General features: G+C 66.7%; 3 protein-coding genes and 1 pseudogene. All 4 read right to left on the bottom strand.

The window, feature by feature from the left end; genetic code table 11:
- Positions 1–154: 154 nt before the first annotated feature.
- Positions 155–466 carry a response regulator transcription factor gene (locus IC66_RS0129025; RefSeq protein WP_038950019.1) on the bottom strand — a complete coding sequence of 104 codons (312 nt, stop codon included), beginning with the start codon at positions 464–466 and terminating at the stop codon, positions 155–157.
- A 51-nt stretch (positions 467–517) separates the two neighbouring features.
- Positions 518–1,741 (bottom strand): ABC transporter permease, encoded by a 1,224-nt coding sequence (locus tag IC66_RS0129020; RefSeq protein ID WP_018320679.1) that lies wholly within the window; start codon positions 1,739–1,741, stop codon positions 518–520.
- Positions 1,738–2,463, bottom strand: a complete 726-nt coding sequence (locus IC66_RS0129015; protein WP_028140949.1) for an ABC transporter ATP-binding protein — start codon at positions 2,461–2,463, stop codon at positions 1,738–1,740. The genes IC66_RS0129020 and IC66_RS0129015 overlap by 4 nt, the downstream gene beginning before the upstream one ends.
- Positions 2,460–2,841, bottom strand: a pseudogene (locus tag IC66_RS0129010) (efflux RND transporter periplasmic adaptor subunit); the annotation flags it as partial. The gene IC66_RS0129015 and the pseudogene IC66_RS0129010, both read right to left, overlap by 4 nt.

Raw genomic sequence — 2,841 nt, 5'->3', positions numbered from 1 at the left:
GATCGCGATACGCCCCTCTTCCTTGGGCCGGGTTGAGGCGACACATACGCCGTTTCCGAATTTCGGTAAAGTGGAATATTTTCGCGGCCGCGGGTTGACCGATACCTTGGGTGTTTTGCCCGTCGGGCGACGCAAGGGATTGTGGCCGGGACATTCAATCCGTCGCGGTCTGCACCCGTGATGCAGGGGCTTGCGCGGGCTTCGTCGCCGTCGGAGGATGGCCGACCCTGGCGAGATCGCGGCGTAGCGAGGATGGCGCTGCGTGCAGGGTGAACACGATCGCGATCTGCGTTCGGTTCGAAAGCCGGTATTTGCGCATGATGTTGCCGATATGCGCCCGCACCGTATTCTCCGAGATCTTGAGCTCGTAGGCGATATTCTTGTTCTGCATTCCCCGTGCGATCAACATCATCAGCTCGCGCTCGCGCGGCGTCGGTGTAATCGAGTCCTGCGGATCTCGGCTCATGGCTGGTTGCTCCCTGGACTGCGGGTTGATGTGGCCACTCCCAGCATGTTGTCACTCCGTCTTGAGCGCCTCGATCGGGCTGAGCTTGGACGCCTTGTGCGCGGGATAGAAACCGAAGATGAGGCCGGTCGCGATCGAGAAGGCGAGGGCAAGGCCGATCGCCTGCCCGTCGATCGAGGTGACCCATCCTGCCATGCGGGCGACCGTCATCGAGAGCGTGACGCCGCCGGCGACGCCGATGGCTCCGCCGAGCAGGCAGAGCACGAGCGCCTCGCAGAGGAACTGCAGGCGGATGTCCCGCATCCGCCCGCCCAGCGCGCGGCGGATGCCGATCTCCCGCGTGCGCTCGGTGACCGACACGATCATGACATTCATGATGCTGATGCCGCCGACGAGCAGCGAGACCGAGGCGATGGCGACGAGCAGGAGCGCGACGGTGCGGATCGCTCCCTGCTGCGCTTCCATGGCGGCGGCCGGATCCTGGACCTTGAAATCGTCCTCCTGGCCGGCGGGCACGCGGTGGCGCTGCCGCAGCAGGTTCTCGATCTCCGATCGTGCCCCCGCCATCTGCCCGTCCCCGGCGACCTTGGCGATGATGTAGGCAACCGAATCCCGGTTGATGTTGCTGGCGCTGCCGAGGAAGCGCAGCTTGGCGGTGGCGAGCGGCACGAAGGCGACGTCGTCCTGTGCGGGTCCCTTGCGATCGAGAACGCCGACCACCTCGAGCGGGACCTTCATGATCCGGATCTGCGCACCGATGGGATCGTCGCCCGGCGCGAACAGCTCGCGTGCAACGGTGCTGCCGAGGATCACGACCTTGCCGGCTCCGGCCTCCTCGGTGCCGGAAAAATAGCGGCCGGTCGCGAGCTGCCAGTCGCGTACCATGAAGTGCCCCGTCGTCGTGCCGTTGATCGTCGTATTCCAGTTCTTGCCCTCGTGGATGACCTGCGCCGTTCCGGCGATCGAGCCGGCCGCGGCCTGGACTTCCGGAATCTGCTCGAGGATGGCCTGCACGTCACTCTCCGTCATCGTCAGCTTGCTGCCGTCCTTGAGACGCACGCCGCCCTGGTAGACCGCGCCGGGGGTGATCATCAGCACGTTGGCGCCGATCGAGCGGATCTGTTCCTGCAGGCGCAGCTGCGCGCCGGAACCGATCGCAAACACCGTCACGATGGAGGCGACGCCGATCACGATGCCGAGCATGGTGAGGAAGCTGCGCAGCGGATTGAGCCTGAGGGCGTGCAGGGCGATCTGGAATCCCTGGAGCATCGTCATGGCGCCGCGCTCCGTTTCGGCAGGGCCGGCGCCGGCGTCTCGTCAGCGACGAGCTCGCCGTCATGCAGGTGGATCGTGCGGCGGCACTGCGCCGCGATGCCGGGATCGTGCGTGATCATCACGATGGTCTGGCCGGTCCGGTTGAGCGCGGCGAACAGCGCCAGTATCTCGGCGCCGGTACGGCTGTCGAGCGCGCCGGTCGGCTCGTCGGCGAGCACGATCAGCGGGGAGGCGATCAGGGCGCGTGCAATCGCGACGCGCTGCTGCTCGCCGCCGGAGAGCTGCCGCGGAAAATGATGGGCGCGGTGCAGCATGCCGACGGCCTGAAGGCTCGCTTCCGCGCGCGCCAAACGTTCCCTGCGGCCGACACCGCAATAGACCAGCGGCAGCGCGACGTTCTCGATCGCATCGTGGCGCGCGAGCAGATTGTAGGACTGGAACACGAAGCCGATGCTACGGGCGCGCAAGGACGACCGGCGATCTTCCGAGAGATCGGCGACATCGGCCCCTTCGAGATAGACCGCGCCCTCGCTCGGCAGGTCGAGCAGCCCGATCATGTTCATCAGCGTCGACTTGCCGGAGCCGGACGGACCCATCACGGCGACGATCTCGCCTTGCGCGATGTCGAAGCTGACATTGCGGACCGCGGTGACCGCGACTCCGTCGGTGCGATAGGTCCTGCCGACCGACTGGAGGCTGATGAGCGGCGGGGAGGCGGTCATGATCCGAACCTGATTCCGAGAAATTCCATGCCCGCCGGACGGATGGCCTGGCCGACGGCAACCTGGCTGCCCTCGTCGAGATCTCCGCTCTTGAGGGCGACCTGTTCGGTGCCGGCAGCGCCGACCGTCACGGCGATGCGCTGGAGCGAGCCGCTTGCGGTGCGCACCCACACCCCGCTGCGGGCGGCAGGATCCTGCCGCGTGCCGGAGGGCTGGAAGCGCAACGCGGCGAGCGGCACCTTCAGAACGTCGTCCTGCCGCTCGATCACGATCTTCACCAGGGCGGTCATTCCAGGGAGCAGCGCGCCGTCGAGATTGGAGGTCGCCAGGACCACGGTGTAGGTGACGACGTGCTGCTGGGTCTGCGGCGCCTTGCGC

Origin of the sequence: Bradyrhizobium genomosp. III (assembly GCF_000261705.1) — a bacterium.
In the GTDB taxonomy this organism is placed as follows: Bacteria; Pseudomonadota; Alphaproteobacteria; order Rhizobiales; family Xanthobacteraceae; genus Bradyrhizobium; species Bradyrhizobium ottawaense.
Note: the sequence above shows the minus strand (reverse complement) of the source record. Positions and strands in the feature narration are given on the sequence as shown.

What these genes read in the sequence shown, in the direction of transcription:
- IC66_RS0129025 (WP_038950019.1), bottom strand. Translation starts at nt 466, where the DNA reads ATGAGCCGAGATCCGCAGGACTCGATTACACCGACGCCGCGCGAGCGC.
- IC66_RS0129020 (WP_018320679.1), bottom strand. Translation starts at nt 1,741, where the DNA reads ATGACGATGCTCCAGGGATTCCAGATCGCCCTGCACGCCCTCAGGCTC.
- IC66_RS0129015 (WP_028140949.1), bottom strand. Translation starts at nt 2,463, where the DNA reads ATGACCGCCTCCCCGCCGCTCATCAGCCTCCAGTCGGTCGGCAGGACC.